Origin of the sequence: Mesorhizobium sp. M7D.F.Ca.US.004.01.2.1, assembly GCF_003997785.1 — a bacterium.
GTDB classification, from domain to species: Bacteria; Pseudomonadota; Alphaproteobacteria; order Rhizobiales; family Rhizobiaceae; genus Mesorhizobium; species Mesorhizobium loti.
Map to the genome: position 1 here is coordinate 1 of NZ_RZRQ01000446.1, position 3788 is coordinate 3788.

Annotated in this window: 4 protein-coding genes; 1 reads left to right on the forward strand and 3 read right to left on the reverse strand. The window is 64.9% G+C overall.

What is annotated here, in order from left to right:
• Positions 1 to 750 (forward strand): substrate-binding domain-containing protein (locus EN993_RS32625; protein ID WP_127265886.1); only part of this gene is annotated, 750 nt, incomplete at its 5' end.
• Between the two features lie 133 nt (positions 751 to 883).
• On the opposite strand, the gene EN993_RS32630 is transcribed toward EN993_RS32625, so the two are convergent.
• The 3 genes from EN993_RS32630 to EN993_RS32640 all read right to left on the reverse strand — a co-directional run bounded on the left by EN993_RS32630 (position 884) and on the right by EN993_RS32640 (position 3723).
• Positions 884 to 1342: a DUF126 domain-containing protein gene (locus EN993_RS32630; protein WP_127265888.1), complete on the reverse strand. Its 459-nt coding sequence runs from the start codon at positions 1340 to 1342 to the stop codon at positions 884 to 886.
• Entirely contained in the window at positions 1339 to 2589 is a 1251-nt protein-coding gene (locus EN993_RS32635; protein WP_127265889.1) for an aconitase X, read from the reverse strand. Before EN993_RS32635 ends, EN993_RS32630 begins: the two co-directional genes overlap by 4 nt.
• 69 nt (positions 2590 to 2658) lie before the next feature.
• Positions 2659 to 3723, reverse strand: a complete 1065-nt coding sequence (locus EN993_RS32640) for an ABC transporter ATP-binding protein (RefSeq protein WP_109660964.1) — start codon at positions 3721 to 3723, stop codon at positions 2659 to 2661.
• Positions 3724 to 3788: the final 65 nt, after the last annotated feature.

The following is a 3788-nucleotide window of genomic DNA, read 5'->3' on the forward strand; positions in this document are numbered from 1 at the left end:
GATCTCGATGTCCACATCGCCACCATAGAAGGCTTCAATCCCGACCGGCTTGCCCGCCTGCTGCAGGACCTGCGCGGACAGACGCAAGGCGTCGGCGTCATCGCGCTCGACCATCCGACGGTGCGCGAAGCGATCCGCTCGCTGTCGGCCAACGACATCAAGGTGGTGACCATCGCCTCAGACATCCTGCATGTGCCCAGGGTCGCCTATATCGGCATCGACAACCGGGCCGCCGGGCGGCTGGCCGGCTATCTGCTCAACCGCTTCATGGGATCAGGCCGTCCGGGCAAGGTGGCGCTGTTCGCCGGCTCGCTGTCCTATCGCGGCCACGAAGAACGCGAGATGGGATTCCGCCATATCCTGACGGAGGAATCGCCCAATCTGCAGATCGTCGAGATGCGTGAAATGCTCGACGACCGCGAGAAGGCCTATTCGGAAGCGTCCGCCCTGCTGGAGCGGCATCCCGATCTTGCCGCGATCTACAATGTCGGCGCCGGCAACACCGGCATCGCCCGCGCGCTCAAGGAGCGCGGCCGCGCGCAGTCCATGGTCTTCCTCGGCCATGAGGTGACGGACGGCACCAAGGACCTTCTGCTCGACGGCACGCTCGACGCGGTGATCGACCAGAACCCGCGCGTCGAGGCCCGCGAAGCGCTCAACACTCTGACCCATGCGGTCAGAGGATTGCCCTATGAATTGCACCAGCCAAGGCTGCAGGTGATCTTCAAGGAGAACATCCCGGAGATCTGAGCAACAGCTTTTCGTTTCTGAATAGAGATAGAGCGCGCTTGCCAGGTCGCGCATCTCGTTGGTGGTGCCACCCACCGTGCGACGGTCCAATCTCAACGAACACCGGCGCGACCAGCGGGGGCGCGATCGCCGCCTACGAGTGGCGCGGTACTGCTGGATTGATGGCGGGTTGAATCGTAACGATCGCCCGACCATCCACGCCAGTGCCGATTGCTATCCCGTCGCCGGAGGCTATGCCGGCAATGTCGCACACCACCAGCGGCATGCGGATCTCGTAGAGAAATTCGGCAACTATGGCACCGACCGCCAGGATCGGGTCCGGCCGCTCCAGAAGGATACCGGCCGGCGCCGTGCCCCTGCGGATCGCCTCGGCCAGGACCGAGGATGAAGACGACGAGCCGCGCCCGCTGGGCATGACCAGGATCTTGCCGGCGACATTCTGGCCAAGGCCGGAATGCGAATGATCTGTTATGTCGCCGGTCTCGGCATCGATGCCGCCCCAGAAGCTGAGTGGCTGCGAAAACACCAAAGCCAGGCCCTCGGCCTCGCCGGTCAGCTGGAAGGTGCCGGTTCGTTGCACCGGCCGCGTCATGAGGCACTCCGCACGACATACCCTACCGCAGCGGAGCGGATGCAATCCTTCATCTCGGCGAAGGCGACGGACACGCCTATATTGCCGGGCGCGTAATGCGCCCATTTACCAGAATTGGTCATCACCACGCCGTCGAGACGCTCGAGAATCGCAGTGACATAGGTGCAGGTGTCGGCCACCGGGATCAGACCGAACGCCTCCATGCCGGCCAGCGCGCCCTCCTCCTGCAGTCGCGTCAGGGTCGCGCGCCCGGTGTTGACATAGATCGGAATGCGCCTGCCCGGCGCTACCTCGCGTAGCAACGGCAACAGCCGCATCCATTCCTGATGCGAAAAATGCGGCGTGCCGAGCGACACGGCCGCCAGCGGCGCACCGTCCGGTACGCCAGACAGCCTGGCCAGCGCATGGCCGATATCGGCGCGGCTGATACGGATCGTCTCGTCAGGCGCATGGCCCTGGAACGCCTCATCGAGCGTGCTTGCTTCCGGCGTGACGCCGACCGCATGGAACAGCGCCACCGCGCCGGTCGTTGCCGCCGCTGCCCCCAGCGCCTTCAGCTGGTCCTCGTCGCGCGGCCGCGGCAGGCCTGTGATCACCGGAATCCGGTCGCCACTCGCTTGCCCGATGATCAGCCCAACGCCGACGAACAGGCTGTCGCTCGGCTCGGGGTCCGGAACATCCAGCTCAAATAAGATCCGGCCACGCCGGTTCTCGCTCAGATGCAGGCCCCAGGCCGGCGCGCGGCCGGTCATGGCGCAGCACAGATCGATGAAATCGCCATAGCGGTTGGTGCGCGCGCCGATGACCGAATTGGCAAAGACGATGGCGTTGGATTCGCCCCAGGCGATCTGCTGGCCAAAAACTGGCCGGAACCGCGTCTGGTACGGCGCACAAGTGAAGGTCGCCTGGCAACCGAGCTCCAGATGCGCCTTCATCAGCCGCCGCGCCGGCACCTCTTCCGCCGCCGGCATCTTCACCATGCCGGGATGGATGAGGTCGAACGAGCCGACATTCAATGTCGTCGGCACCTGGACGCAGCCACCACCTTCGACCAGCCGCTCGACGAAATCGAGCCCTGCCCTGCCGTGGTAGAGACAGCCATCGATATGGGCGCCGGCAATGTCGAGCAGACTGCCTGCCCCAACCGCATTGGAAAACGCGACCAGGATTTTCATGGCAGCGGCTGCGGACGAGCCTTGCTCGCCGTCGAGCATGGATCGGTCCCGCGCACTCAGCTCCAAGGTCATCGGCATGCTCCGGGCTCTTGCCCGTCTATGCTGTCCCCGATTGCGAACAGTATGGCAAGACCTGGGGGATCAGTTCGCCGCGATCAACACCGTGCTCTCAGGCGACCAGCGCAGCACGACATCCTGGCCCTCCGCCAGCCGTTCCATGCCGGTGTTCTGCACGATCACCTTCAGCGTCTGCCCCGCACGCTCGACGAAATAAGTGCTGTTGTTGCCGGCGAAGATGCGCTTGGAGACCTGCCCCTTGAGAATGTTGGCGTTACCATCCGGCGCTCCGGCATCCGTGGCGATGCGGATGCGTTCGGGCCGCACGGCGCAGCTCGCCTTGGCGCCGGCTGCAAGCGTCGCACCCGCGCCGGCGGCAATCGCTGTGCCGTCCGCCAGCCGGATGCCATTGCCCGTCGTATCGCCGCGAAAGATATTGGCGTCGCCCAGGAAGGTGGCGGCGAACTCGCTCTTCGGCCTGTTATAGATCTCCTCCGGCGGCCCTTCCTGCACCAGCCTGCCGTCGCGCAATATGCCGATGCGGTCGCTCATCGTCAGCGCTTCTTCCTGGTCGTGGGTGACGAAGATGGTGGTGATGCCGATCTCGCGCTGGATGCGCTTGAGCTCGATCTGCATGTCGACGCGCAGCGCCTTGTCGAGCGCGCCGAGCGGCTCGTCGAGCAGCAGCACGCGCGGCTTGGTGACGATGGCACGGGCGAGCGCCACACGCTGGCGCTGGCCGCCGGAGAGTTGGTGCGGCCGGCGGCCACCGAGCTTGCCGAGCTGCACTAGGGCGAGCGCGCGCTGCACCTCCGTCGCAATCACTGCCTTGGCCTCACCGCGCACGGACAGGCCGAAGGCGACATTGTCGGCGACGCTCATGTTGGGAAACAGCGCATAGTTCTGGAACACCATGCCGATGCGTCGCTTTTCGACCGGCACCCGCTCGACGCTCTCGCCGCCGATGGCGATGCGGCCTGAGTCGGGAAAATCGAAGCCGGCGATCTGCCTGAGAAGCGTGGTCTTGCCGCTGCCCGATGGCCCCAGCAGCGCATAGAAACCACCATCGGCGAAGTCGATGGAAACATCGTCCAGCGCCTTGTGCGCGCCAAAGCTGCGCGAGACATTCGACACCTGAACGCCGGCCATTATTTTTCTCCGCCGAATTTGAAGAAGCGCGCCGTGAGCAGCATCAGCGCCATCGCCACGACAAT

Excerpts from the sequence above, each read along its gene's own strand:
- EN993_RS32630 (WP_127265888.1), bottom strand. The coding sequence starts at position 1,342 with ATGACGCGGCCGGTGCAACGAACCGGCACCTTCCAGCTGACCGGCGAG.
- EN993_RS32640 (WP_109660964.1), bottom strand. The coding sequence starts at position 3,723 with ATGGCCGGCGTTCAGGTGTCGAATGTCTCGCGCAGCTTTGGCGCGCAC.
- EN993_RS32635 (WP_127265889.1), bottom strand. The coding sequence starts at position 2,589 with ATGACCTTGGAGCTGAGTGCGCGGGACCGATCCATGCTCGACGGCGAG.